This is a genomic window from Porphyromonas canoris (assembly GCF_000769115.1).
GTDB classification, from domain to species: Bacteria; Bacteroidota; Bacteroidia; order Bacteroidales; family Porphyromonadaceae; genus Porphyromonas_A; species Porphyromonas_A canoris.
The window spans coordinates 46,062-71,312 of the sequence record NZ_JQZV01000001.1 but is presented as its reverse complement, the minus strand read 5'-3'; the positions used below and the strand labels follow the sequence as shown (position 1 = coordinate 71,312).

Genomic DNA, 25,251 nt, shown 5'->3' with positions numbered 1-25,251 from the left:
AGAAACTATGAAAAAGCTGTTTTTGACCGCATTGGTCGTTCTGCTTGCCGTTGCAGGCTTGTCTGCGCAAGAGAGTATGGAAGTGATGAAGAGCTATGAAGGGGTCTACTCTTCCCCTCAGATTCCGATACAGCTCCATATCTCCGTACGAGGAGAGCAGCTCACCGCTCAAGGTACGGGGCAACCCTCTTTCGAGCTGACCTATATCTCGCCTGCCCGATACGAGAACAAGCAGGCCGGGATCGTGATAGAGTTTGTTACGAAGGAGAATAAGCTCATCATGGAACAGAGTGGTATGCGCATAGAAATGACCCGATCCGCTGCCGGTTCTGCTACAAAAGTGGTGGTAAAGCCTGAAGTACTCGACACTTATGTAGGGGTATATGGTTCGCCGAACTTCCCTGCAAAGATTACGATAAAGCGTACCGGCAACGACCTTACGGCTCAAGTGACATCGCAACCCGCGGTGGCTCTCGACTGTAAGAGCGAACGTCTGTTCGTGAATGCCGCTTTAGAGCTTGAGATAGAGTTTTTTCCGAAAGAGAAGAAGCTCGTTCTGAGACAGATGGGACAGACTTTGGAGATGAAAAGAGAAGAATAGCAAGGTGCAAGCATGAGATATATCATGATGGTTGTGGCTGTCGCAGCCACATTTTATTCCCTTACTGTTCAGGCGCAGGATACTACTATCCTCCGCCTGAACAGGTTTTTGGAGATGGTGGAGCAGGAGGAAATGGTGATGGGAAATATCTCTGTCTTCCATTCCGGAAAGGAGATCTGCTCCAAGGCAATGGGGTTCAGAGATGTGGAGCATGGGGTAAGGGCAGATTTGGAAACACGTTATCGTGTCGGCTCTGTAAGCAAAACCTTCTGTGCGGTGGTGATACTACGCCTTGTGGAAGAGGGCAAACTCTCTCTGCAAGACAAGTTGAGCCGTTTCTTTCCTTCTGTTCAAGGCTCCGAAAATATCTCCATAGAGCAGATGATGAGGCACAGAAGCGGTCTGAAAAATTTCCTTGAAACGCCCGACTATATCCACTGGAAGCAGCAGGTGCACACGAGAGAACAGCTGCTGATCCGTATTGAGACTGCCGGCTTGTCGTTCGATACTCCCGATTCAAAAGCGGAGTATTCCAACAGCAACTATGCCCTTTTGGCGATGATAGCCGAGCAGGTCTCCGGAAAGAGCTATTCCGCACTGGTGCGAGAGTATATCACCGATCCGCTGGGGCTTTCCGCTACTCGTGCAGAGGGAAACATCGAGCCGAAAGAGAATGAAGCGCTCTCTTACCGTAGAAGTTCGGAGTGGAGCTTTGCCGGCTATACCGACAGCTCCATTCTGCTTGGTGCCGGAGATGTGATCTCCACGCCAACGGAGCTGAACAAGTTCATTTCTGCCTTGATGAGCGGCAAGCTTCTATCTTCAGCCTCTTTGGTAAAGATGTTGGAGCTGAAAGAGAAATACGGCATGGGGATATTACCGCTCTATTTTAACGATAAAGTGGCTTACGGACATACGGGAGGTATAGATGGTTATGCCTCTGCGCTCTTCCATTTCCCGGACTCCGGCTATTCGTATGCCTATACATTCAACGGCGTGCAAGAGGATCTTTCGGTCGTTGTTGCTGGTCTGGTGAGTGCCATATACGATATGCCGTGGCAAAAGCCGCAGCCTGACGATCCTTCTACCTACTATCGCTACGAGGGGATATATGCTTCGTCCGACTTCCCTCTGCCCATATTCATTGGTGTACAAGAGGGTAAGCTCATGGCACAAGCACTCGGACAGTCCTCTTTCCCTTTAAAAGGTGCCGGCAAAGGGGTATTTGTCTTTGTCCCGGCTGCAATAAGAGTTATCTTTGAACTGGAGAAAGATGAAATGCTATTCCTGCAAGGAGGTTTCCAAATCAGGATGAAAAAGATGTCTAAATAACCATAAAAACAGAGCTGCTGTATGAAAAAGAAGAAGATTGTGTTCTTAACCGGAGCCGGAATGAGCGTAGAGAGCGGTCTTGAAACATTTCGAGATGCCGACGGACTCTGGGCAAAATATAGAATAGAAGATGTATGTACTCCGGAAGCACTGCGCCGAAACCCCGATCTTGTCCGTGAGTTTTATAACATGAGACGGGAGGAGATCGCGAAAGTAAAGCCTAACGGAGGTCATCTTGCCATAGCTGCGTTGGAAGAAGAGTACGATGTCGTTGTGGTTACTCAGAATATAGACGACCTGCATGAACGTGCCGGATCCACGCAGATAGTACATTTGCATGGCGAAGCAATGAAGTGCGCTTCTCTCTCCGATCCTCATAACCCTCTTCCGTTACCAGAAGGACGGCTTGCGCTCACTGCCGATGATGTCGATGCCCGCGGTCTTCCCCTCAGACCTTTTGTGGTATTCTTCGGGGAGTCTGTGCCTATGTTGGATGAGGGTATTCGCCATGTTTCGGAAGCGGATATATTTGTCATTGTCGGAACGAGTCTGAATGTCTATCCTGCCGCAGGGCTTATACACTATGCCAAACCGGATACACCTATCTTTCTGATAGACCCGAAGGAGGTTGCGATGAGTGGATTGGAGTTTACTCATTTCCGTTGCGGAAGCAGTGAAGGCATGCAACTCCTAACCGCGAAACTGGAACAACTAAAACAACATTCGTAATATGATGAGATGGGAACAGCTCCTGCAAGATACGCGTCTGGGTATGGAGGACTATCATGTCAAGTCTGTAGGACGGACAGACTTTCAGAGAGACTATGACAGACTGATCTTTTCCGCTCCTTTTCGCCGTTTGCAGAACAAGACACAGGTATTCCCTCTGCCGGGAAAAGTGTTTGTTCACAACAGGCTTACGCACAGCCTTGAAGTTGCTTGCGTCGGACGCTCGCTGGGTAACAATGTAGGACGTATTCTGAGGGAGAAATATCCTCAAAGCGAAGCTACATTCGAGGAGATCGGAAGCATTGTCGCTGCTGCCTGTTTGGCGCATGATATGGGAAATCCTCCCTTTGGGCATTCCGGAGAGAGGGCTATATCTGCCTATTTCAACGAGGGGCACGGCGCAAAGTATAGGGAGGAAGTGATCAGTGAAGGCGGCAGATGGTCGGACTTTGGACATTTTGAAGGCAATGCCAACGCTTTCCGCCTGCTCACTCACAGCTTCAAAGGGCGTCGCAGTGGCGGTTTTGCTCTCACGTATAGTACACTTGCATCTATCGTCAAGTACCCCTACCCTTCGCACTGTTCCCTTGCGTTGAGAAAGAAGAAGTACGGATATTTCCAGACAGAAGAGCAGACTTATGCCAATATAGCCGACCGGCTCGGCATCCCGGTAGTGGAAGAAGATAACGGTATCCTGCTTCATGCCCGATACCCTCTTGTTTATCTGGTGGAAGCTGCCGATGATATATGCTACCAGATCATGGATATGGAGGATGCTTTTAAGCTGAAGCTGATTGACGAAAAGGAGGTCAAAGATATTATGTCCCGCTTCCTCAGTCCGGAGAAAACCGATAACATGCAAAAAATAATGGATCGGGTAACGGACAAGAACGAGCAGATTGCTTACATCAGATCGGTTGTAATAGGCACTTTGGTAGAGGAGTGTACTCGTGTATTTGCGGAAAATGAAGAAGCTATCCTTGGCGGAACATTCAAGGGAGCACTTACCGATAACCTTTCGACCCAGGTACAGGCTGCTTTTAAGTATTGTGCCGAAACAGCAAAAACAAAAGTCTACTGTGCCAGAGAGGTTAAGGATATAGAGATGGCAGGTTTTACCATTTTTGCAGACCTCCTCGAACGGCTTATCATTGCTCAGAAATATCCTCAAAGAGCCTATTCTCAGCTTTGGTTTGGTCGTGTCCCTGAACAGTACAACCTCAAACACGCCACACTTTATGGCAAGATCCAGACAGCTCTGGATTATATTTCCGGTATGACCGATATATATGCACTGGATCTTTACAGGACATTGACCGGAATGAGTCTTCCTGCCGTTTAGACGAACTATGAGAGAATAGATGAAAAACCACATATTTATTCTGATACTGTTGCTCCCTTTCTTTTGTGAAAGAGTTCACGGAGCTACTCCTCCGCAGTCTCAATGGAGCGGAGATCTCGAAGCATTTTCATGGCAGGGCGGACGGCTTTCGATAAGTACCGAAACGCCTTTGAGCCAAGCATCAATATCTCACGACTTCTCCTGGAAAGGAAATGAAACTACATGGGTGATGCAGACTGCTTTTACGGGAGCACCTACCGGCAGAAACGGTTTTCGCTGGACGCTGTTTGCTTTGAAGGGCAAACGGAAGATGCTATCCTATCTCATTACATCGGAAGAGAACGGATCTGTTTTGTTGTTACAAGAGAGGAGCCGTTGGGTGTCAGGTGTGGATCAAAACGATGTCTCTATCCGAAGCCTGCTTCGAGTATCTCTCTCGCCGGCACAGATGGCTTGGCAGGAGCTGAAGATTGTGGTGCGCTATTCCGACTCTCGCCTCAACCTTTCCCTTTCCGGCGGTAATGTCGCCGAGCAGAAAGATGTCGAAATACCCGATGTGTCCGATTGGGAGATCGTCTCTACCATGACACTCGAAGCCTTTTATACGAAGATAAAACGCTCCATGCTTGTTTGGGATAATATCGAAGCGGGAGGAGACGAAGTATTGGATGCAGATCCTAAAATCGTGGATATGGGTTACGATCCGGAGGAGAGTGTCGCAAGACTCACTTTTACCGAATCTGTCGATCACTCTTCCGCCATGGCAAAGATTTCCGATGAGTCTGTTGCCGTATCTCTACGTGAAGGGGCAAAGCCGGAAGAGCTGCTGCTTCATTTTTCTCCAGCACTACTTCTTAGCCATACCTATACTTTAAGTATCGAAAATCTTCGAACAATAAAAAGTTCAAAGGTTTTTAATGTCAGTTTCACATTCTCTTTGGAAGATACGGAGGCCGTTTCATCTCTTCTCCTTTCAGAGTTTCTCACAAAACCTTTACCCGGCAAGGCGGAGTATATAGAGCTTTTTAATAGCTCTCATTCCGAGCTTCCTCTCTCCTCTTACACGTTATACTATAATAACACAGCCTATGAACTGCCGGATGTAAAAGTGCCTGCTCGCAGCTTTGTCGTACTTTATAGACAGGGATTACCTGCTCCTGTACACGAAGCAATCTCTCTCAAGCGGTTCCCGACACTCGCCAACACACGTTTCTCCCTCTCTTTATTCTTGGAGGAAGAAGTGGATAGAGTGGTTTATGGAGACCATATTGCCGGGAAAGATGGGCAGAGCGTTGAGCGGTTGGATATTCTCAACCCACACAAGACATTGGCACAGTGGAGACCTACAAACTCTCCATCCGGAGGAACACCCGGTATGCCTCCGGCACAGCAACCTTTTGAAGAGATTGCCGTTTCCGATATTGTCATCAACGAAGTATTGGCACACCCTGTATCGGGAGGGGATGAGTTTATAGAGCTGTACAACCGTTCCGACAAAGAGATGGATCTGAAAGATTTGGCACTTGAGATACGCACCGGAACGGAGCTTAAAAACATCAAGAGCTTTGAGCTTTCCGATACCTCCTATATCCTCCCGGCTTCCGGTTTCATTGTTCTTACTCGCTATAAAAAGTCTGTCTCATCTTTCTATCCGCAGACAGATCCGAAAACATTGTACGAGAAGATGCACCTGCCTACACTGCCCAATACCATCTTCTCTCTGCATCTGCGTTCTCAAGCAACGGGTCAAGTCATAGACGAGATGCTCTACAGACGTCAGTACCTTGGTGTTTCGCCCAAGCCTCAAGCCGGAACATCTTTGGAGAGAACAAGTCCGGATGCATCCGGAATGGAGCCGACATCGTGGCGTGCTGCCCTTCTTTCTGCCGGGAAAGCCACTCCGGGTCTTCCGAACTCCGTATTGGGACTGCCGGCCGATTCCGATGACGGAAAGGAGCAAGCGTGGCCCAAGGAGGAAGTGATCCCTTTTGAAGACATTTTGCGTCTGGTTCAAGCCTATTCGCAGAATGCTTCCGGCACTGTTTTCAGCCTTAGAGGCGTACCGGTTTTGAATATCCGAAAAGAGGCATTGCTCCTTTTTGTCGAACAGATAAAGCAGGGTGAAAACAAACACCATCTGCCGTCCGGCATTTACATCCTCCACATTCATTTGGATGGTCCGGAGGGGAAACATCCTGTCCGTAGCAGTCTAAAATGGCTCTCTCCATTCCCTTGATTTACCTCATGAAAAGGTGAAATCTCTATACTTGTCCGTTCTTCTCATTCCGTTTTTCTAAATATCAGTCAATTTTAATGTGGTAATCTTTTGATATGTAGAGATGTAAAGGTTTTTTGATGCCGTTGGAAAAAAGAATTGTTCACTGTCAAGAGAGTTATTATATCTGTTCGTGATAACCTCTTTGCCGTTCTTTGCTGTGAATGAATGCTCTTAGCTCCATGAAATTAGGCATCTTGACACCATACTTTTTTCCGCTTGCTATCACATCTTCCAGCATTTGCTGAATTTCGTCAGGAGAGTGATTGATATGTCCGTCAAATATAGACTGCAAAGCTTTGCCGGAATAAACTTTCTGCGCAAGAGGGATGAGAAGAAGCAGAGGTAGCTTTTGGAGTCTGTTAGTAGGCTCCACACCAAGATCCACGCCCCTTTTCACACAAATCTCAAAACCTTCTCGAATGCAGAATATTGTCTTTTTCAAGATCTCTCTATCCCGTACAAACCTTTCTGCACTTCCTGCACAAAGTACACCTGCAGAGAGTCCGGCAGCTACTGCATAATGGGAAATCAGCCAATCTGATATACATTTGTAGATGCGAGGTTTCAGGTTTGCTCTTTCGAGGATCTCTGCAAAGAGCCTGACCCTACCGCTTATCGTGCCATCTGCTTCCCCTATCGGTGTGTGTGAGAAAGTCATTCCGGAGATCGTTGTCCGTATTTCATTTTTGTTGCGTCCTCCTCCGACCATGAACGGGAAGCTGAAGAAATACTGCTCCGGACGCAGATAGGAGGCAATCTCATCGAAAGAGTCCCACAGGTTTAGAAAGAAGACGATGTTGGCTCTCCCCGAACGCTCTTTCAGTATGGGAAGTACTTTGGAGATTTGTAGCTTGTTGGTGGCTACGATGATGTAATCAAAGTCGTTGTCCGGAGAGAGTTCGTCTATCACATGAGGCTTGAAGATGACATCTGAAATCTTTTTCTCTCTTCGTCTGAAGTCTTCACAGATGATGTGTATGCCCTGTTTGGAGTAGAGCTTATGCTTCTCTTTGCGAACAAGGACCGAGATGTCGTGCCCTTGTAAATGGAGTTGCCAGCCGTACGTGCTACCTACAACTCCCGGTCCGTAGATTAGTATTTTCATGGAAAATCTGTTGGTGGCATTTGATATGAGCAAATGTATCTAAAGGATGAGATAGTTACAATCGCAAAGAATAGGGATTTTGGTAACATTTCAGGTGGATGACGAGGTGAATAAAAGCCTTTTCCTCCGAAAAGAGGAATATTCGGCACGCTTTTCAGAGCTTTTCACAACGCTCTCGCTATGCCTTTTCTCTTCACGGAATGAGTGAACGAATTAAGGCACAAAGCCATAGATTATATAGGCAGAGTCCGAAAGGTTTTGTACATTTGCAGTAAATACTAAAGAAAACAAACCATATCATGGAACTTTTACAATCATTTGTACAGCGTGCGAGCGGTAATAAGCAACGTATAGTGCTACCTGAAGGAACAGAAGAGAGAACGCTAAAAGCAGCGGACCGACTAATAAAAGATGGTGTAGCAAATATTATTCTTATCGGAGATGAAAAGGAGATTGCTGCGAAAGCAGCGGAGCTGTCTCTGAGCCATATTGCTCAAGCAGAAATCGTTAATCCTGATACTCATGCAGAGATGGAGAAGTACACCAACCTCTTATTCGAGCTTAGAAAGAGCAAGGGAATGACTATCGAAGAGGCTCAAAAGAAGGCTAAAGATCCGCTATATCTATCTTGTTTGATGATCAAAGCCGGAGATGCCGATGGAGAAGTAGCCGGAGCGAAAAACTTTACAGGCGATGTGCTTCGTCCTGCATTGCAGATCATCAAGACCGTTCCGGGTGTAAATACCGTATCGGGCGCATTCATCATGATCACTCCGGCTAAAGAGTATGGTAAAGATGGTGTACTACTTTTTGCCGATTGTGCCGTTACTCCAAATCCGGATGCACAGCAGTTGGCTCAGATAGCGGTATCTTCCGCTCACACCGCAAAGGATCTTTTGGACATGGAAGCCAAGGTGGCTATCTTGAGTTTTTCTACCAAAGGAAGTGCTAAGAACGAACTTGTGGACAAGGTGATAGATGCAACACGCATTGCAAACGAGATAGCTCCTCAGTTGAATATTGACGGAGAGTTGCAGGCAGATGCTGCTCTTGTGCCTAAAGTGGGTGAAATGAAAGCTCCAAACAGCAAGATAGCAGGACATGCCAATGTTCTTGTATTCCCTTCTCTTGAAGTGGGAAATATTGCATACAAGTTGGTTCAACGTCTTGCAGGCGCAGAGGCCGTGGGTCCGGTACTTCAAGGTATCGCTGCACCGGTGAACGACCTGAGCCGTGGATGCTCTGTGGATGACATCTATTACATGGTGGCTATTACGGCATTGCAGTCTATCGGCCTAAAGAGTGCCAAGTAAGCAGTTTCGCAATAGAAGAAATACATTACAATAATAGCGATATGAAAATCCTCGTATTAAATTGTGGCAGCTCGTCTGTAAAGTACAAGTTGTTCAACATGACCTCTAAGGAGGTATTGGCAGAGGGTGGAGTAGAAAAACTCGGCCTGCCGGGATCATTCCTTAAGTTCGTTGGGAAAGACGGCAAAAAGGTAATTCTGGAAAAAGATCTCCCTGAGCATACTGCCGCGGTGGAGTTTATTTTGTCTGTGCTTAAAGATAAGGAGCACGGTTGTATCTCCTCCTATGATGAGATAGAAGCTGTGGGACACCGTCTTGTTCACGGAGGAGAGAAATTCTCCAAGAGTGTCCTCATAACGGACGAAGTGATCAAGCAAGTTGAAGAGTGCATAGAGCTTGCTCCTCTTCACAATCCACCCAACATCAAAGGAGTGGATGCAATAAAGGCTCTTCTGCCTAAAGTTCCTCAGGTAGGTGTGTTCGACACAGCATTCCATCAGACTATGGAGCCGTTTGCATATATGTATGCTCTGCCATACGAACTGTATGAGAAGTACGGTATTCGCCGTTACGGATTCCATGGGACAAGCCACAGATATGTGAGCCAACGTGCTTGCGAGGTGCTTGGGCTGGATATCAACAAGACAAAGATTATTACCGCACACATTGGTAACGGAGCTTCTATCGCGGCCATAAAGGATGGTAAAGTGATGGATACCTCTATGGGACTTACTCCTACCGAGGGTCTTATCATGGGAACACGCTGTGGAGATGTTGATCCGGGTGCGCTTGCGTTCTTGGTCGAAAAGCTTGGCTTGGATGGTGAAGGCCTTAGCAATCTTATCAATAAAAAGTCCGGTGTTCTCGGTGTTACGCAGATCTCTTCCGACATGAGAGAGGTAGAAGCCGGTATCGAAAGAGGTGATAAGAAAGCGATATTGGCTATGGAAATGTACGACTATCGCATCAAGAAGTACATCGGAGCCTATGCTGCCGCAATGGGAGGTGTGGATCTTCTCATCTTTACAGGTGGTGTGGGAGAGAATCAATGGACTACCCGTGAAACCGTATGCGAGGGTCTTGGCTTCCTCGGATTAGAGATAGACAAAGAACTCAATACCAACATGAGAGGCAAGGAGATGGTTATCTCCAAGAAGGGATCAAAGGCAACCATCATGGTAGTGCCTACGGACGAAGAGCTCATGATCGCAAAAGACGTTCAAGCATTGGTATGATTTGCTCTCGTGTAAGCGAGAAGAGATAAAGATAAAGACCGGTATCTGTTTTGAGATACCGGTCTTTTTTTGTGCTGATGCTGCAATTTCCCAACAATTAGGTACGATCTCTTCCGCCCCAAATACCTAAAATTCGGGAGTCCGGCGTGTATCTGAAATCTTTAAGTTTGCATTCCGTAAACAGTACACTAAAACATAATCTTTATGAAAAACAATCTCAAATTTATTTTCATGCTGCTTGCTCTTGTGAGCTTGCAGTCTTGCGACAAAAAAGGAAAAGGTCCGGATGGACCGGAAACAGGTCCATTCAATGTAGAGATAAAGACTCCTAATAGCTCTTTGCAAGAAGGAACCGTAGGCGAGTTCGTTTACTTCTCGTTTGTGAATAATAAAACAGTAGAGGTAAAGGCTGCCGATGTTGCATCGAGCAGTGAATGGGATATTGCATTTCTCGGTTTGGAGGGTCGTACAAATAGCGGAGAGAGCGGAAAAGGAAAGGGCTCTGTTTATAAGACCAATACGAATGACTTTGACGGAATAGAGAGTGCAGAGCCATTTTTGAAAGAGACGGTTCTTTGGGAAGAAGACATCCGTCGCGAGATAGCACCCTCTGTAGTTATTTCTACCAATCCTCTTCTTGCCCAAGGTGGATGGTACACCAAGGATGCCGAAAGTGCTGCTTTGAAGGTGTCTGACCGAGTATTCATTATTCGTATAGCGAAAGAAAATCGCTACGTTAAGCTACAGCTCATAGAGGCAAAGGGTAAAGATGGTGCAGTAGAAAGTGTTCGTTTCAGATACGACTTCATCAAAGATAAAGGAGACAATAGCAAGCTGAAAATAGTACCACGTGAAAATGAGAAGGTTGTTACCGGAGAGGGTCGTCTTTCTGAGAAGATTTCAGAGCAAGAAGCCGGTACGATAAAGTATCTTGTCGTAAAGAATATGGCAATAAGGCAGGTCGACTTCTCTTTCATAAAGAATAAAATGAAAACATTGGAAGAGATAGACATGGCAGATGCAACATTTGATTTGGACTATGACGACTCTGTTTTGAAAGACAATAAGACCGTAAAGAAGTTCATTGCTCCACGCAATCTTGAGAGTGTCGGCAGGGGCTGGTTTGGCTATTGCAATCTTGAGACTATCGTCTTCCCCGGTACTTCTCTCAAACGAATAGGGGATGGAGCCTTCTGTGCTTCTCAAAAACTAAAGAATATTAAGCTTCCATCATCTGTGGAGAGTATCGAAAATAATGCTTTCTGGGCAGATATGGCATTGGAGCATATCATTATTCCTGCGGGAGTGGAACTAATACCGGAGGGAATGTTTCTTTCTTGTAGAAACTTGAAGAGTGTAACTTTCCTCGGTAAGATTAGAAGCATCGGGTACGATGCGTTCTCCGGATGTTCCAGTCTTCGTTCCATAAGATTTCTCACTTCTACTCCTCCTGCGTACGAAGGCTTCCCCTTTGAAGGTGTTCCATTTGTAAAAGATGACAAGCAGTATTTCCGTTTTTATGTGCCTAAAGGATCGGCTCAAGCTTATCTTAAGTCGTTCAATGGCTTCAAGAAGGATGAGCTTATCGTTTTCTTCCAAGAAGATGAGAAGTAACAGTGTGTCAAAAGCCGGTTTCGCTCTTCTGCTGTTCGGAGCACTGCTCTTATCTCCCGGTTGTAGGGCAGACAAGCCGGAGGCAGAGGACGAAGGAGCGAAACGAGAGGAGTTTATCTCCAACGATCGCATTGTATCTTTCCTCAAGCAGCAGCTCGATAAGGAAGATATTGCATTGGCTCCTGTGGCGATGTACAGAGAGTACATCACACCGGACGAACTGAAATCCGAAAGAGATCAGATATGGATGCTTTGGAAAGAAGCCAATAAAGAGCGACTCGAAAAGTCCGGTCTGGCGGTCGAGCTTCCAAGCAAAGAGATCATCTGGAATATCCCTCAGCAGGAGCGCATGAAGATCAAGTGCTTTCCGAAAGGGGATATGCCCGGCGGAGGATACCCTATGGTCATCAATCTTCATGGTGGTGGATCGTATCCCAAAACACCTTCGGAGTGGGGCTCTACCATCAATGAAAACGAGTGGAATGCGGCACTCTCGCTGAGCCGTCAGTACGACGATGCGCCATCTTTTTACTTTGTACCCCGTATGTCGGACGACCGTAAAGGTCGCTGGTACTACCAACCGCAGAGAGCTGCATTCCTAAGAGCTTATCAGCTGGCAGTGTTGAGCGGAATAGCCGATCCCGATAGAGTCTATCTGACGGGTATCTCTGAGGGCGGATACGGAACGCTTCGTCTGGCTCTGTTCATGCCCGACTACTTCGCAGCCGCAGGTGTTCTTGCCGCAGCGGAGAAGCCCTCTACGGAAGCTGTAAACCTTAGAAATCTCCCGTTCCGTATGGAAGTGGGCGCCAACGATTTCGGTTTCAGCAGAAACCTCTACGCATACAAGTGGAAAGACAGGCACGAGGAGCTTCAGAGAGAAGACCCTGCGGACTATGAGGGGATGGTGATCATCCAACCCAACAGAGACCATCTGGGTACACGCTATTTCGATATGGCTCCTTGGTTTATCAAGCAGAGACGCCGGAGTAATCCTCGCCACGTTACCTACGAATACTACAACATATTCCCCGGAGGTAAGGTCGGCACGGGAGGTTATGCCAATGCCGTTTACAACTTGGACTTTCGTTCGCTCAAGCGTTCGTCGGATACAGACCGGATTCTATTCGATCTCGTGAAAGAGGGAAACAAGATAGAGCTGAAAACCAAAGAGATTGCCGGAAAGGTTACGGGCACACTCTCCATCTATGTAGACGATATAAACTTTGCCTTACCGGTGCAAGTCTATCTGAATGGAGCGTTGCTCAAAGAGACCAAGCTCAAACCTTCAAGAGGCGTTATGGCTGAAACGATGGCTCTCTTCGGGGATCCCAAGAGAATATATCCGAGCAAAATGGAGATACCGCTCTGATAGAGCGCATCCCTTTTGCCCAACGAGCATATTTTGTCGGCTTAACGTGTTTAATTTTTCAATGAACACGTTTACTGATTTCATTAAACACGTTTACCGGATTCGATTAACGTGTTTAGCCAAAATCATTAAAGTGCTAACAATCAACCGACTACGTATTTTCGCCCTAAAATACCCCTGAAAAGGCAAATTTCTCTATTAGGAAACGTTTACAGAGAAGGGTGTTAAAATTTATACTAATTAACGCGAAAAAGCCCCATCAAACGGACTGAAGAAAAATTTTTTCCAAATTCGCGCTGATTTATATTCTGCTCTATTTCAATCTCTTACGGCTATAAACAAAAATCTCCACTCCCCAAAGAGAGGGAGCGGAGTAGTTTTGGAGCAGAATGTGAGTACTCCGTTTTTATATAAAAATACCGGCAAAAAGCCCCTTTTTTCGGGTCGTTTCGGAGCAGTTTTCGGAGACGATTTATACCGTTTTTATTCTGATTCGGAAGCGTGTCTTGCCATCCTCTTCCGTCCGAAGCGAATAGGTGAAGTGGTGTCTGTCCAACACCTCCATGATGAAGAGCAGTCCGATGCCCTGCCCATTGGGTTTGGTGGAGAAGAAGGGGTTGAATATCTTGTCCGAAAGCTCCTTTGATATGCCCGGCCCGTCGTCGGTAATGACAATCTCCGGAGCAGGAGAGAGCGAGGAGGATAGCGTGATATTGCCATCGGTGCCTATGCTCTCCATGCTGTTTTTGAGGATGTTGAGGATGACCTGCTCTATGAGTCCGTCGTCGAAAGAGGTGTTGAGCGGTTCGGGGGATAGCTCCAGATGGAGGGCAATGCGGTTCTCGCTGAACTGATGCTCCATGAATAGAGCACACCGTTTCAGCAGAAGATTGATGTCCGAAGTGGCAAACTGTGGCTGCGGAATGCGGACAACATCGGCAAACTGCGTGATGAAACGGCTCATCTGCCTTGAGCGGTGATTGCAGCTGTCGAGTACCTCCACGAGGTCTGCCTTGTCCGGCTCTTCCTGCAAAATGTCATGCAGGCTTTGGAGAGTGGATGTGAGTCCGGCAGTGGTATTGTTTACCTCATGGGCTATCATGCGTATCACTTTGGAGTAAGCCTCTTTTTCCGCTTTTCTCACCTCGTCCGTGAGACTCTCTATGAGGAAGAAAGGCTGCTTGAATCCCTGATTCTGAAAGGTGAGATGAGAGCATCGCAGGATGGCAGAACCGGATGGCTGTGCCGTAATGGAAGATCCCTGCGGAATGTCGGACAGGGTCAGCGTGAAGAGCCGTTCGGCTTCTTGCAGCTTCTTGCCCAGTATCTCCGTTTCGGGATCTATGCCGAGCAGGGAGAGCGAAGCCGGATTTACACTCTTGATATTGTGATCCAGATCCAGTATGATCACCCCCATGGGAGAGGCGTTGATGAGCAGATCGAGCAGTGAATTGGCTTCTCTTACTTGCAACCGCTCTTTGCGCAGCTGCTCTATCATTTCATTGAATATCGCAACAAGGTTATCGGCATCGTTTTGCCCCACCGTGGCGAGTCTTGAGGAGAAGTCTTGCGAGCGCAGAAGGTTCATCCCGCTGTCCAGAATGTGCAGAGGCATCACGATGCGTCTGAAAAAGAAGATGAGCAGAACCAGCAAGAGCAAGCCGTTGATACCGAGAGCGATGAGCGACCATGATGTTCGGGTCTCGGCATAGAGGGCTGTAAAGAGAATGGTGCCCATGACCAACAGAACCAACAGATAGTAAGAGAGTCTGTAACTCATAAGGAAAGGAGGAGGTAAGATTCGGTTAGTACTTGATACCGTAGCGGTCGAGCCTTCTGTATAGTGCGCCTCTGCTTATGCCGAGAGCCTTTGCCACACGGGAGAGATTGCCGTTGTATTCCGTAATTTTCTGTCTTATGGTTTCGGCTTCTATCTCTTCGAGTGTCTGCTCGGAAAGCGGTGGAGTGTCCGGCAGATACTGCTCCTCTCTGTGCTGAATGTCTCCTTTGTCCAGAACGGACTTGCCGGAGATGAGGATGGAGCGTTCGATGAGATTTTTCAACTCCCGAACATTGCCGGAGTAGTGCAGGGAGGAGAGAAAGCTTTCTGCTTCCGGAGTAAAAGATACAGCCGGCAGACCATTGGCTTTGCATAGCTTCTGCGCAAAATGTTTTGCCAGAAGAGGGATGTCCTCTCTGCGTTCTCTCAAAGGCGGTACACGGAGTACGATGAGGTTGATACGGTAGTAGAGATCTTCTCTGAATGTGCCGGCGGCAACCATCGAAGCAAGATCGGCATTCGTGGCACTCACTACACGTATGTCCACTTTGGTGGGTGAGCTTTCGCCCAAAACCTCAAAAGTCTGGTCTTGCAACACTCTCAGCAGTTTCACTTGAGAAGCCAAGTCCAGCTCTCCGATCTCGTCCAGAAAAATAGTTCCCTTGTCTGCAAGAGCAAACCTGCCGGTACGGCTTGCCACGGCATCCGTAAAAGCGCCTTTCTTGTGTCCGAACATTTCGCTCTCAAACAGCGATGCCGAGATCCCTCCAAGGTTTACCTTGACAAAAGATTCGGAGCGTCGCTTGCTGTTGAGGTGTATAGCTTCGGCTATCAGCTCTTTCCCCGTGCCGCTTTCTCCCGTTATGAGGACAGAAGCAGTGGTAGGAGCTATGCGTGCAACGGTCTGAAGCAGTTCGATGATAGCAGGCGAGTGTCCGATGATATGGTCGAAGCTGTGTTTTTTGTCGAGCTGCTGTCTGGAGGAAATCTCTTTCTCTCCCGTTTCCGGTCTGTTCAGCTCCAAAGCGTTACGTACAGACTCCAAGAGCTTATAGTTGTCCCACGGTTTCGTTACAAAGTCGAACGCTCCTGCTTGCATCCCTTTCACTGCCAGTTCTATGGATCCCCATGCGGTCATCAGTATGACCGGTATCTCTTCCCATCTCTTTTTGACCTGACTCAAAAGGAATAGCCCCTCGTCTCCGGTTGTGGAGAGAGAGAAGTTCATATCCATCAAGATAAGGTGAGGAGGCTGTTCTTCTATGCAAGAGAGAGCTGCACGTGGAGACTCTGCCACAGATACATTGTAGCCGGCTCGCTTGAGAAGCAGGGATAGAGAGGATCGAATGGCGCTGTCATCGTCCACAACGAGTAGGTGAGCGGTTTCCATGAAAAGGGAAGATATTTTTGATTTAGGAGAGATTGCCGTCCGACTCCGAGCGGTGAAGTCTCTTTTTGTAGCGTAAAGCGCAGTCGCGGATGAAACTTTCTACGTGTCGCCTTAGTTTCTCTTCGTTTATGCCGGCGAAGGGGAGCAGTATGGCACTCTCTTCGACATCTGAAAAGTGTCTGTTGATAGCCGTGCCGTAAAACACCAGCTGCTTTGCAATCTGTACGTAAGAGTTGATGAGCGGAGGGATGTTTATGCCATATTCTCGAACGAGACGGTTCACGGCTTTGTAGTTTTCTTCAAAAGTGTCGTAGTGAAGTATCTCGGACAACGCCTCTACCGGTGTCGTGTAAGGAACTTCTTCTATCGGGCGGACAAGCTGTTTGGGGTCGGAGTAGTATCTGGACAGGAGGAAGATGATGATGTCACGGCAATATCTGTTGTACCCTTTGTACATGGTAACCTTGCCGAAGAAGTATCGGTATTCGGGGTAAAGCAGTGGAAGAGCACCCACACCGTCCCATAGGTTGTCCAACGCAAATATTCCTTTTGAGGAGGAAACAGAGCTGTCGGGAAGAGTGCTCTGGCATGAGAGGGAGACGAAAGAGCGTCCCAGCTCTATGGTATAGGGCAGATAGTCCGTGATGAACTCTTGTGAGAAAGAGAACATGTGCGCACTGGCAAGATCCGGAACACCATCGTTTGTCGGGACATGCTCTCCACAGATGAATCTGTACCCGCCGAGTATCTTCTCTTCTTCCGGATCCCAGACGATGATCTGCTTATATCCCCCTTCGTAATCGAATCTGTCTGTATCCGTTTCCAGACCGCTCCCTCCGCCGTAATACCGGAAAGCCTCCTCTCTTAACCTGCCCACTTCTCGCATCAGATTGGGAGCTTCGTGAGCTTGAAAGATATAGATCTCGTTGTCTGCCCTGTTGGTCTTTCTGAGCAACATCTCCGGCCTCAGCTCCGAACGGAGAACGGACTTTTCGATAGGGGGAATGATTGGTTGCATCTTTATTTAGAGATAGAAGGTAAGCGGTAGATACTCTCTTTGATCTGATCGGAAAAGGCTTGATGTTTGCTCTTTTCGGAAGGGATCTGTTCGGGGAATATCGGAGGAGCCACATAGATATTGAATGTCTTGTGTCGCCCTTTGAACATCTCATCGGGAAGCAACACCATTTCGATATTCAGCTTAATGCCCAGCCCTTGACGCCATCGGGCATACCTGTAAAAGCGTGGAGAGTTGGCGGCATCGAAGAATAGCGGAACAATGGTAAGGTTATGCTGCTGCGCCAATCGTAGGAAAGAGCTTTTCCATTCCGTATCTCGAATCTCTCCTTTACCATTTTGTCTCGAACAGAAACCGGCAGGAAAAGTGAGCCCATGCCTTTTCTCTTCGAGAGCTTGAACCATCATTTCTCCAAGTTTTCTGTTCTGAACACCATGTTTGTTTACGGGAAGGAAGATGTCTCCAAACTGAGGAATGGACATCAGAAGGTCGTTTACCGGAACGAATAATCTACCTTCAAGCAGCTTGCCCAACCAGGCAGTCAGAGCGATTCCATCCAGTCCGCCAAGCGGATGATTGGATACAAAGAGCAGCTGTCTCCCTTTAAGTGTCGTTATCTGCTCTTCTCCCGAAATGTTGAGAGATATATCGAATGCTTTCAAGAGCCTGTTGGCATACTCTACGCCCCCGATATGATCTTGGAGTTGGAGCATCTCATTGATCTCCTGTTGGTGTATGAGCCTCCGGAGAAAAGAGATAAGCGATTTGGGAATCCAGCCTTTATACTTACTCCTTATTATGTCTTTGATCTCTATTTGAGGCGTCTTCATGATGGGATTTATTCGGCATGAAGATTTTTTAGAAATGCACGAGAGTCGATCTCATCTTTACGTAGCTGCTCCGCCAATGCGTCCAAAGAGTAAAATTTGATGTCTGCTCTCAGGTAGTGATAGAATAAAATCTCTACCTCTTTGCCGTAAAGATCTCCGGAGAAGTCGAATAGAAAAACCTCCATACGGGCTTTCTCGTCGTGCCCCAACGTGGGTCGCTGTCCGTAGTAAGACATTCCGCCATATCTCGTACCCTCTACAATCACTTCGGATACAAAGATACCTTGAGCCGGCACAAGCTCATGCTCCGGATCTATTTCGATATTTGCGGTGGGATATTCTATGCTTCGTCCTATCTTGCTGCCATGTTGTACAATCCCTTTGACGCTGTATGGTCTTCCCAAGAGACTCCATGCTTTTGCAAAGTCTCCCGACTGAACGGCAGAGCGAATCACCGATGAAGATACCTTTATATCGTCTTTGTAGAGAGCTTCATGCCGGATAACCGGAATTGCCCAGCTGTCTATATAAGCCTGTGTCTCCTCTTGAGTGCTGAAACGTTTAGAGCCAAAATGATTGTCATAACCCATTACCAAAGCTGTCGTATTGCATTTGTCATGGAGTGTTTGTGCGAAATCTTTACCCGTTATAGCTGCAAGTTCGGGCGTGAAATGGAGCATCAGAATAAAGTCCATCCCTTGTTGGGAGAGGAGCATTTCCTTATCTCTCCTGTCGCATAACAGTAACGGCTTTTTCCTGGAAGCGCCTCCGACCACCGTGAGAGGATGCTCCGCAAAAGTTATCACCACACTCTTTGCTCCCATTTTTCCGGCTTCCGTGCGAACTCTTTGGAGAAGATCCTGATGTCCTAAGTGGACACCATCAAAGAAACCCACTGTCGCAACGCTTTTTGATCCTTGCAAGCATTGCGAAAGTTCTTCTATGCTGTGTGCTATTATTGTATTTTTGATCTGTTTCATTCCTAATAACTATCTGGACAACCAGTGTAGAGGATTTTGTTTGCTGCGCTCTTTCCAAAGCTGGAAATGGAGTTGGCAGGCTCCTCCTAACTCAGGATCAGAATATACCGAACCTATTTTCTGTCCCGTGGTCACATGATCTCCTGCTTTTACATAGACATTCTTGATGTTACTATAAACAGTGAGATAGTTCCCATGCCGTATTATGATGGTGTTGTTATAGCCATCGACCACAAAAACCTTCGAGACTGTACCATTGAATACCGCACGAGCTTCTGCCCCTTGAGGTGATTCTATGTCTATGCCGTTGTTGTTTATCTGTATGGATTTAAGTTCACTGTGATTTTGCTGACCGAACTGACCCACTATCTTATACTGCCCTGTAACCGGCATCGGTAGTTTTCCTTTATTGCCGGCAAAGGAGTTGGAGAGCAGACGTTCATCTTTTGTCATCGCATATCCTCCCGATACTTCTGCCCTGCGTTCCTCTGTCACAGGAGCGGTAGCGGTAGTCCCTTTCTTGGGAGACTGTTGTTGTCTCTTTTTTGCTTCTGCTGCTTTTCTCGCTTTTTCTTGTGCAGCGGCAACTTCTTTCGCTATCTGATTTTGAATCTGGCGGTCTAAAGTCTGAGCCTGCTGCTTCTTCTTTTTCAGATTAGCCTGAATATCTTTCTGTCTTTTTTGTAGACGACTTACCTCTTTCTTGCTCTCCTCCTGGTTGGCAAGCAGACGTTCTTTTTCTTGTTCGCGTGTGGAGAGCAACGAAGCCTTTTCTGCCCGTTGGGTGTCCAGCTCTTCCTTTTTCTTTTGCACCGAAAGCTGTATGGACTTCAGCTTTTCTGCCTCCTCTTTCTGCCAGTTGGCATAGGTTGCCAAGTATCTCAATCGTCTGAACGACTGCCTTATATCCTTTGCAGACAGCAGGTAGAGCAGCTGGTCTTTAGCCCCTCTCCGACGGCTCATAGCCTGAAGACTTTTGACGTAAGCCTGTTGCCTGTGCGAGTGTTGGGTGGTAAGCGTGTCTATCTGACCGGTCAGGAGGATCAGGTTTTTATCTGCCTCGTCTATCTCTTGCGTTAGTGTCTCTATCATTTGTTTCCTTGTCTCTATCTGCCGATTGAGTAAAGCCAAACGATTCTGACTGCTCTTTGTATCTTTCGATGCTTTCTTCAGCTCCTTGTTCAGTGTATTGATCTCTTCCTGCATCTTCTTACGCTGCGATTCCAACTTTCGCACCGTAGCCGATTTCCTCTGATTTTGTGCCGACATTCCGATAGGAGACAGCACAACGAATAGAGCTAAAAAGAGTTTGAAAAGCCCTCGAAACATACTCTGGTCTATTTTTGGAGTTCTTTTATCATGGAAATCACTTCTGCCCAACTCACACTTTTGTACCCTTTAGGAATATCTGTGCTTGGCGCTTCAGCCGGAAGTTTTTCCAAAGTCTTGTCTAAAGTGAGTGTTACCAAGCTTTGCTCTTTGACATCTCTATCCGGATAGGTTTTCAGTGTGATGATTTTAGGGAAGAAGATGTCGCTTTGTCCCACCGGTTGGTAACGCTCATAGAAGCAGGAGAGTACCCGTTCCACTTTTGAGCCATAGTAGATATGTGCTTCACGTAATCTTGGTGCCGGTAGAGGAGAATAGTCCAAACGGACAACGATCTTGCCCTCTTTCTTTGTCAGGGTAAAGCCTGAAGAGTTTGGGACATACTCCATGCCGTTTATTGCTTCCGCACCCTGCTTGCTTGGCGTAAACGGTTGGGCGAGGAGCATACACTGCAAAGCCGCAAGATCCCAACCTGCAAAAATCTGGGAAAAGATATTGGTAGCCACTCCCACACTTGTTCGGAATGCCTGTTTATTGAATCTGTCCACCACCAGAAGCTTTTTCGGTGTGATGGTGAGCCTTCCCACCTCAATCAGTCCAAGAGGTCTCACCGACAGGGAAGCATATTCATCTTTGGAGACGTGCAGTACACAGCGAGAGGATACATTGTTTTTGTCGGTCTTGATGGCTATTCCGCCCCTCCCCTCCAGCTTTTCAATCTTGGGCTGATTATTGATTGCGTCTATTGCCATCTGCCTGTCCGTGATGAACGGAGAGGTAAGCGGTTTGTCTCCGGACAACTTCCGGAATATACCGCAACTGCTTAGAAGAGTTACTGCTAACAGTACGCTGCTCCAGCGTATTATGCTATTTTGCTTCATATTGTTCTTAAGAGTATTACAATGCAGCCTGTTCGATCTTTTTCTTGATCTTCTCACCATCTTCCGCCCCGGCTTTCAACGCATCCTGCCAAGCTTTTACGGCATTCCCCTTGTCGTTGAGCTTCCATAAAATATCCCCATAATGATCCAGCAACACACTGCTTACTTCCTCCTTGCTGTTCCTTATGGCACTTTCGATATAGTACTTCGCCAAGCCATAATTTTCGCGTAAGTAGAGTATCCAGGCGTATGTGTCCAAGAAAGAGGCATTGGATGAGTCTATCCGTATAGCTTCACTTGCGAGAGCCTCTGCCCGTTCGATGTTTCTGTTGGATGTGGCAAGCGCATAAGCATAGTTGTTCAGCAGCAATGCATCTTTGGGCAGATAGCCCAATGCCTGCTCGTATCGTCTCAGAGCTTCATCCGTTTCGCCTTTCTCATTGAGTAGATCGGCGGAGACAAAGAGCAGATGACCGTAGAGGAAAGAGCCTTTGTCTGCCACTTCCAGCCCTTTGTTGGCTACCGCCAGAGCCTCATCCGGCTTCTCTTGTTCGCCCAGAGCCAGTACGTTGTAGATGTAGAAGTCCGGTCTTGTCGGGTGTGCCGTCCGACCCTTTTCCGCTATGCGTATCATTTCCGCCGCATTCGAGGCGGTCATTGCTTTCTGAATCATGTAGCTGTAAGGCTTCATGTCAGATGCTCCGCGCTCGATGAGTTCGGAATATATCGCCTCTGCCTTTTCCGTCTTATCCTGAGCGATGTACATGTCGGCAAGGAAGAGCGCGATGGAGGAGGTCTGCTCGTATTCCTGCTTTATCTCTTCAAAAAACGGAACAAACTCCTGCAGAAAAGAGACATTCTCTTTCGATACATAAGGGGCGAGCATAGAGATAAGCTCGTCAATGGCTTGAGGATCTATGCCATCCGTTCTGAGCAGTGCTCCGAACTCTTTCTTTGCCTCCTTATAGTTGCCATCTTTCAGCGCAAGTCTCGCTCTTGTGAGGATTATTTCCGGGCTCTTTCTCAGCTCTTTCGGGATCTGTCCGATGTACTTTACAGCCTCATCCTCCCTGCCTATCATGTTCAGATACGCCATCATGGAGAGATAACCCCTCAGCTCCATAGGGTGTTCCGAAATGTACCGGCTTATCTCTTTGAGCCCCTCATCCTCTTGCTTGTTCAGGGCAAAGTTTTGAGCGATGCGGAAGGTAATGGTTATCTCATCCGACAGAATGCCGTTCATCTTCCGGAGATAGAAGATACTCTTTTCCGGCATCCTTTTCTGTTCGTAGAGCCGAGCCATTGAGTCCAACACCTCCAAGTCTTCCGGCGAATTTTGCAGCAGCTCTTCGCCCACCTTCAAGACCAGCTTCTCGTTCTGCATAGCCATGGCAATCCTCAGGAGTGTCTGTCCCAAGAAAGGATCTTTATTGCTCAAGTCGTAGCTTTTCAGCAGGTATTCCGATGCAAGATTGATGTTGTTGGTGCGGAGTGCAATGTTTCCAAGCTCCACGTATGCCGCAAGATTGGTGCTGTCCAGCTCTATTGCCCAGTGCAGGTGATTGATTTTAGCTCCAAGGTCTTCCTCGTCCAGCAGGAGAACCGCACGGTTTGCAAAGATTCTGCTGTCTGCCTCCTCCGCTGTGATTACTGCTCCGCTTTGAGCCGCAGAGTGGGAGACCGCTCCGAAGAAACAGAGCAACCCCAAGAGCAGTGTAGTGATATATGATAATGTGAGCTTATAGATCATATCTGTGTGTTGTAGTCCAACCCTCTCTTGTTCTTGTTTCGGAAAGAGAGGGAGCACTCTTGTTGAGAACAACCAAAGTTAGTCAAAATCGCGCTATTAGCCAACGCCTCTCTCTTCCGATCCACTCTCTCCGGAGTAGAGAGCGTTTTCTCCTTTTTCGGGAGGAAAGAAAAAAGAGTCTGTACGGCTATTTCTTCGGACTGCCCGTTACGGAAATTTTTTGTTTTTCACGGTCATTCGGACATCATAAAAAGGAATGATTTTTTCCCTCTTTGTTGCCCCATTTTTCCCTCAAAATGATCGAGCTGTTGTCTGGAGGTTTTATATAAAAATGGAGGGACAAAAAAGGGCTGAGGGAGGAGCGGTTTTTCTTTCTCTTTTTTGTCGTTCGGCTCGAAAATATGGCTCAATGATTTGGGCGTCAAATGGATATGCAAAATCGTGAGTTTGCGATTTTTTCTCCTCTCGGTCGGTTTTAGGGGCTGTTTTCGCGTTAATAAAGTTGAAAAATAAGGAGGTTGGGAGTGAAGTTTTCTTAATGTTAAATTGCCGCTGAAATGCCTTAAAAAGCAGCATATTTTCGGAAAGTGTTGGTAGTCAGCATATAAGCTGTTTTGGCTAAATACTTTAATCGAATCCGGTAAACGTATTAAATGAAATCGGTAAATACGTTTATTGATTTCGCTTAATACTTTAAGCCGACCAAATATACTGCTTTGGCGTTTTGGATGAATAGGTATCGGAATTTGTGTTAATAAAACAGGGCGGATTTAACAGTTTGGTCGCGCTCTGAAAACGACCCCTCCGGAGCAAATAGAAAGAGGCTAAAAAGTGAGCATTTTTCGGGATGGAATATATAAAAATGAGTGTCGGAGAAGGGGCTGTTTCGCAAGAAATTTTTGGCTCTCCCGCTTCCTGTTTTTAGCGAAAGAAGAGAGGCAAAACCGGGAGCACAAGCGGACAACTGTCCGTTCGGAGTGTCCGTTTTCGGAGCAAAGTGTCCGATAATGGACACTCCCTATTTGTTGTTTGTTTTGTATATCAGTTGGTTAGCTGTTTTGGCATACCCATTGCTCCTATTTGGGCAAAGTGAAACAAACAGAAACAACGAACAGAATATGGATCGTGTAATATCAAAGACAGAGCGCCAAAAGGTGCAGAGAAAAAAGTGGTTGAAGTACGGCATCATTGCAGTGCCTGTGGTTGTGGTCATTGTGCTGTTGGGCATTTGGATGAAACCCTCCGTGGATATGAAAGATATTCTTATGGCTACTGCGGACAAAGGTAACATAGAGGTCTCCGTAAATGGTTCGGGCAGAGTGGTGCCGTCCATAGAGGAGGTGATCGTTACTCCCATTTCGAGCCGGATATTGGAAGTCTACAAGCGAGGAGGAGATTCGCTTGATGTGGGTACTCCTATCTTGAAGCTCGATCTTGCCAGTACGGAGACGGAGTACAACAAGATGTTGGATCAGCTTGAGATGAAGAAGTATGAGATCGAACAGCTCAAGGCTCGCTCTCACAGCAGTCTGAGCGACTTGGAGATGCGTGTAAAGGTGGGAGAGATGCAGACTCGCCGCAAGCAGGTAGAGATGCGAAACGAAAAATATCTGGATAGCATCGGAGCCGGTACACAGGATAGAGTGAGAGAGATGGAGCTGAGCTACAATGTCTCTACCCTTGAACAGGAACAGCTTCAAAAGCAACTTGCCAACAGCCGAACCGTAGCCGAAGCAGAGCTTAAAGTGAAGATGTTGGAGCTGCGAATCTTTCAAAAGAGTGTGGCAGAGATGAAGCGCGTCTTGGATGATGCCCAGATCCGTTCGCCCCGTAAGGCTGTGCTCACGTTCATCAACACCCAAGTGGGAACACAGGTACCTGCCGGAACACAGGTGGCAATCATATCGGATCTTTCTCATTTCAAGGTCGAGTGCGAGATTGCAGACGCTTACAGCGACAGAGTACGCACGGGATCCAAAGTGATAGTACGTGTCGGCAAGACATCGCTGACCGGTATCGTGGGCAGTGTAACCCCGATGTCCAAGAACGGTGTAATCTCTTTCATGGTTCAGCTGGACGAGGATGCCCACTCCGTTTTGCGCTCCGGTCTTAGAGCGGATGTGCATGTGCTCACTTCGGAGAAAGAGGATGTGGTGCGCATTGCTAACGGTACTTACTACGCCGGTGCAGGTATATACAATCTTTTCGTGCTGGATGGCAAGAATACTCTTGTACGTCGGGAGGTCAAGCTTGGAGAGAGCAACTTTAGTCATGTAGAGGTTGTTTCCGGGCTTCAACAGGGGGACAAAGTGGTGGTGAGCGATATGAAGCAGTACGAAAACAGGAGTTCACTCTCTCTAAAACAGTAAGAA

The 25,251-nt window shown here is 47.2% G+C and carries 19 protein-coding genes; 10 read left to right on the top strand and 9 right to left on the bottom strand.

The window, feature by feature from the left end; genetic code table 11:
- Positions 1–7 precede the first annotated feature (7 nt).
- From HQ43_RS00300 to HQ43_RS00280, 5 genes are read left to right on the top strand one after another with little or no spacing between them, the layout of a single operon-like run.
- Positions 8–601 carry a hypothetical protein gene (locus HQ43_RS00300; RefSeq protein WP_036788231.1) on the top strand — a complete coding sequence of 198 codons (594 nt, stop codon included), beginning with the start codon at positions 8–10 and terminating at the stop codon, positions 599–601.
- Between the two features lie 12 nt (positions 602–613).
- Complete coding sequence (locus HQ43_RS00295; RefSeq protein ID WP_052102965.1) at positions 614–1,933, top strand: serine hydrolase domain-containing protein; 1,320 nt, start codon at positions 614–616, stop codon at positions 1,931–1,933.
- A 21-nt stretch (positions 1,934–1,954) separates the two neighbouring features.
- Positions 1,955–2,662, top strand: coding sequence for an SIR2 family NAD-dependent protein deacylase (locus tag HQ43_RS00290; RefSeq protein ID WP_036788229.1), 708 nt, complete (start codon positions 1,955–1,957; stop codon positions 2,660–2,662).
- Positions 2,663–2,666: 4 nt separating this feature from the next.
- A complete protein-coding gene (gene dgt, locus HQ43_RS00285; protein WP_036788409.1) occupies positions 2,667–4,004 on the top strand; it encodes a dGTP triphosphohydrolase in 1,338 nt (445 codons plus the stop codon).
- Between the two features lie 19 nt (positions 4,005–4,023).
- Positions 4,024–6,240: a lamin tail domain-containing protein gene (locus tag HQ43_RS00280; RefSeq protein ID WP_036788227.1), complete on the top strand. Its 2,217-nt coding sequence runs from the start codon at positions 4,024–4,026 to the stop codon at positions 6,238–6,240.
- A gap of 160 nt (positions 6,241–6,400) precedes the next feature.
- On the opposite strand, the gene HQ43_RS00275 is transcribed toward HQ43_RS00280, so the two are convergent.
- Positions 6,401–7,387: a ketopantoate reductase family protein gene (locus HQ43_RS00275; RefSeq protein ID WP_036788225.1), complete on the bottom strand. Its 987-nt coding sequence runs from the start codon at positions 7,385–7,387 to the stop codon at positions 6,401–6,403.
- A 299-nt stretch (positions 7,388–7,686) separates the two neighbouring features.
- On the opposite strand from HQ43_RS00275, the gene pta reads away from it, so the two are divergent.
- The 4 genes from pta to HQ43_RS00255 all read left to right on the top strand — a co-directional run bounded on the left by pta (position 7,687) and on the right by HQ43_RS00255 (position 12,921).
- The gene (gene pta, locus HQ43_RS00270) at positions 7,687–8,700 is read left to right on the top strand and encodes a phosphate acetyltransferase (protein WP_036788224.1); all 1,014 of its coding nucleotides are present in this window, start codon (positions 7,687–7,689) and stop codon (positions 8,698–8,700) included.
- A gap of 41 nt (positions 8,701–8,741) precedes the next feature.
- Entirely contained in the window at positions 8,742–9,935 is a 1,194-nt protein-coding gene (locus tag HQ43_RS00265; RefSeq protein WP_036788222.1) for an acetate/propionate family kinase, read from the top strand.
- Between the two features lie 204 nt (positions 9,936–10,139).
- Positions 10,140–11,549, top strand: coding sequence for a leucine-rich repeat protein (locus tag HQ43_RS00260; protein ID WP_036788220.1), 1,410 nt, complete (start codon positions 10,140–10,142; stop codon positions 11,547–11,549).
- A complete protein-coding gene (locus tag HQ43_RS00255) occupies positions 11,539–12,921 on the top strand; it encodes an alpha/beta hydrolase (RefSeq protein ID WP_036788407.1) in 1,383 nt (460 codons plus the stop codon). The genes HQ43_RS00260 and HQ43_RS00255 overlap by 11 nt, the downstream gene beginning before the upstream one ends.
- Before the next feature lie 472 nt (positions 12,922–13,393).
- Here the strand turns inward: HQ43_RS00255 and HQ43_RS00250 are convergent, their stop codons facing one another.
- From HQ43_RS00250 to HQ43_RS00215, 8 genes are read right to left on the bottom strand one after another with little or no spacing between them, the layout of a single operon-like run.
- On the bottom strand, positions 13,394–14,701 hold the full coding sequence (locus HQ43_RS00250) for a sensor histidine kinase (RefSeq protein WP_036788218.1): 1,308 nt from the start codon (positions 14,699–14,701) through the stop codon (positions 13,394–13,396).
- A 25-nt stretch (positions 14,702–14,726) separates the two neighbouring features.
- Positions 14,727–16,091 carry a sigma-54-dependent transcriptional regulator gene (locus HQ43_RS00245; RefSeq protein ID WP_036788216.1) on the bottom strand — a complete coding sequence of 455 codons (1,365 nt, stop codon included), beginning with the start codon at positions 16,089–16,091 and terminating at the stop codon, positions 14,727–14,729.
- A 22-nt stretch (positions 16,092–16,113) separates the two neighbouring features.
- Positions 16,114–17,109 carry a GNAT family N-acyltransferase gene (locus HQ43_RS00240; protein WP_036788214.1) on the bottom strand — a complete coding sequence of 332 codons (996 nt, stop codon included), beginning with the start codon at positions 17,107–17,109 and terminating at the stop codon, positions 16,114–16,116.
- 2 nt (positions 17,110–17,111) lie between these two features.
- Positions 17,112–17,939, bottom strand: coding sequence for a 1-acyl-sn-glycerol-3-phosphate acyltransferase (locus tag HQ43_RS00235; protein ID WP_036788212.1), 828 nt, complete (start codon positions 17,937–17,939; stop codon positions 17,112–17,114).
- 8 nt (positions 17,940–17,947) lie between these two features.
- Positions 17,948–18,919, bottom strand: coding sequence for a riboflavin biosynthesis protein RibF (gene ribF / locus HQ43_RS00230; protein ID WP_052102963.1), 972 nt, complete (start codon positions 18,917–18,919; stop codon positions 17,948–17,950).
- A gap of 9 nt (positions 18,920–18,928) precedes the next feature.
- Complete coding sequence (locus tag HQ43_RS00225; RefSeq protein ID WP_036788210.1) at positions 18,929–20,248, bottom strand: murein hydrolase activator EnvC family protein; 1,320 nt, start codon at positions 20,246–20,248, stop codon at positions 18,929–18,931.
- 8 nt (positions 20,249–20,256) lie between these two features.
- On the bottom strand, positions 20,257–21,129 hold the full coding sequence (locus HQ43_RS00220; RefSeq protein ID WP_036788208.1) for a DUF4292 domain-containing protein: 873 nt from the start codon (positions 21,127–21,129) through the stop codon (positions 20,257–20,259).
- A 16-nt stretch (positions 21,130–21,145) separates the two neighbouring features.
- Entirely contained in the window at positions 21,146–22,879 is a 1,734-nt protein-coding gene (locus tag HQ43_RS00215) for a tetratricopeptide repeat protein (RefSeq protein ID WP_152567428.1), read from the bottom strand.
- A gap of 1,118 nt (positions 22,880–23,997) precedes the next feature.
- On the opposite strand from HQ43_RS00215, the gene HQ43_RS00205 reads away from it, so the two are divergent.
- Complete coding sequence (locus tag HQ43_RS00205) at positions 23,998–25,248, top strand: efflux RND transporter periplasmic adaptor subunit (protein WP_036788403.1); 1,251 nt, start codon at positions 23,998–24,000, stop codon at positions 25,246–25,248.
- The last annotated feature ends 3 nt before the right edge of the window (positions 25,249–25,251 follow it).

Bases quoted from the DNA above. Each gene is read 5' to 3' on its own strand.
- HQ43_RS00300 (WP_036788231.1), top strand. From the start codon at position 8: ATGAAAAAGCTGTTTTTGACCGCATTGGTCGTTCTGCTTGCCGTTGCA.
- HQ43_RS00295 (WP_052102965.1), top strand. From the start codon at position 614: ATGAGATATATCATGATGGTTGTGGCTGTCGCAGCCACATTTTATTCC.
- HQ43_RS00290 (WP_036788229.1), top strand. From the start codon at position 1,955: ATGAAAAAGAAGAAGATTGTGTTCTTAACCGGAGCCGGAATGAGCGTA.
- dgt (WP_036788409.1), top strand. From the start codon at position 2,667: ATGAGATGGGAACAGCTCCTGCAAGATACGCGTCTGGGTATGGAGGAC.
- HQ43_RS00280 (WP_036788227.1), top strand. From the start codon at position 4,024: ATGAAAAACCACATATTTATTCTGATACTGTTGCTCCCTTTCTTTTGT.
- HQ43_RS00275 (WP_036788225.1), bottom strand. From the start codon at position 7,387: ATGAAAATACTAATCTACGGACCGGGAGTTGTAGGTAGCACGTACGGC.
- pta (WP_036788224.1), top strand. From the start codon at position 7,687: ATGGAACTTTTACAATCATTTGTACAGCGTGCGAGCGGTAATAAGCAA.
- HQ43_RS00265 (WP_036788222.1), top strand. From the start codon at position 8,742: ATGAAAATCCTCGTATTAAATTGTGGCAGCTCGTCTGTAAAGTACAAG.
- HQ43_RS00260 (WP_036788220.1), top strand. From the start codon at position 10,140: ATGAAAAACAATCTCAAATTTATTTTCATGCTGCTTGCTCTTGTGAGC.
- HQ43_RS00255 (WP_036788407.1), top strand. From the start codon at position 11,539: ATGAGAAGTAACAGTGTGTCAAAAGCCGGTTTCGCTCTTCTGCTGTTC.
- HQ43_RS00250 (WP_036788218.1), bottom strand. From the start codon at position 14,701: ATGAGTTACAGACTCTCTTACTATCTGTTGGTTCTGTTGGTCATGGGC.
- HQ43_RS00245 (WP_036788216.1), bottom strand. From the start codon at position 16,091: ATGGAAACCGCTCACCTACTCGTTGTGGACGATGACAGCGCCATTCGA.
- HQ43_RS00240 (WP_036788214.1), bottom strand. From the start codon at position 17,109: ATGCAACCAATCATTCCCCCTATCGAAAAGTCCGTTCTCCGTTCGGAG.
- HQ43_RS00235 (WP_036788212.1), bottom strand. From the start codon at position 17,939: ATGAAGACGCCTCAAATAGAGATCAAAGACATAATAAGGAGTAAGTAT.
- ribF (WP_052102963.1), bottom strand. From the start codon at position 18,919: ATGAAACAGATCAAAAATACAATAATAGCACACAGCATAGAAGAACTT.
- HQ43_RS00225 (WP_036788210.1), bottom strand. From the start codon at position 20,248: ATGTTTCGAGGGCTTTTCAAACTCTTTTTAGCTCTATTCGTTGTGCTG.
- HQ43_RS00220 (WP_036788208.1), bottom strand. From the start codon at position 21,129: ATGAAGCAAAATAGCATAATACGCTGGAGCAGCGTACTGTTAGCAGTA.
- HQ43_RS00215 (WP_152567428.1), bottom strand. From the start codon at position 22,879: ATGATCTATAAGCTCACATTATCATATATCACTACACTGCTCTTGGGG.
- HQ43_RS00205 (WP_036788403.1), top strand. From the start codon at position 23,998: ATGGATCGTGTAATATCAAAGACAGAGCGCCAAAAGGTGCAGAGAAAA.